Origin of the sequence: Methylopila musalis, from assembly GCF_042679725.1 — a bacterium.
Taxonomy (GTDB): Bacteria; Pseudomonadota; Alphaproteobacteria; order Rhizobiales; family Methylopilaceae; genus Methylopila; species Methylopila musalis.
This window is the reverse complement of the sequence record NZ_JBHTMX010000393.1, coordinates 1-869: the sequence shown is the minus strand read 5'-3', so window position 1 is coordinate 869 and position 869 is coordinate 1. Positions and strand designations below refer to the sequence as shown.

Genomic DNA, 869 nt, shown 5'->3' with positions numbered 1-869 from the left:
AGCCGGTCCAGCAGCCGCAGCAGGTCCTCCGCCACGGGGTCGGCGGCGGGGGCGGCCGCCGGGGCCGCCAGCCCCGCGTCCTCGGCGATGTCGTCCCAGATGGCGCGGGCGTCTGTCGCGCCGCCAAAGCTGCGCAGCCGCCGGGCGATCTCGTCGAAGGCGTTCTCCTCGGCGTGGGACAGGCTGCGCGACCCGCCGTCCGCGGCTACGCCCTCCCACAGCGGCACCACGTTGCCGCTGGCGAAGGCGGCGCGGGGCGCGTCGTCCCCGACCGGCTCGGGAGCGGGGTCGGCCGGTTCGGGGGTGACGTCCGGCGTGGGGAGCGCATTGGGAACGGGCACCTCGGCCGCGGGCTCCGGCTCATCGGCCGCCGGCTCCGTCGCCGGCTCTTCGAGGACGGGAGCAGGCTCGGGGAATTCCACCGCGTCCGGCGCCGCGTCGACTGCGGGCGTGTCCTCGGGCGGCGCGACCACGAGGCCGAGGCCGCGGAAGCCCATGAAGGTGCGGCCCCGGTCGAACACCGGCAGGGCGGAGAGCGACAGCGGCGCCCGCGCGCCGTCCGGCAGCGGCCAGGAGATGGCGAGCCCGCTCCAGCCCGTGACGCCCCTAAGCGCCGCGGCCACCGCGCCCGCGGGATCGAGGCCGAGTTCGGCGGCGACCTCGCCCCACGGCCGGCCGACGGCCGCGCGGACGCTGTCGCCCACCGCGGCGTCGAGGTCGGGCGAGAGGAAGGCGATCCGCCGCTCCTGATCGATCTCGAACACGAAGCGCAGGTCGGCGAGACGGCGGGCCACCTCGGCCGCGCTCTCGACCGGCGGGGAGGGCTCGGCGACCACGGGCGCGGCCAAGACCGGCCGCGGCGCCTCGGC

Annotated in this window: 1 pseudogene; it reads right to left on the bottom strand. The window is 78.3% G+C overall.

Annotation, left to right across the window (positions count from 1 at the left end):
* A pseudogene (locus ACFQ4O_RS17890) lies at positions 1–848 on the bottom strand (hypothetical protein); the annotation flags it as partial.
* Between the last annotated feature and the right edge of the window lie 21 nt (positions 849–869).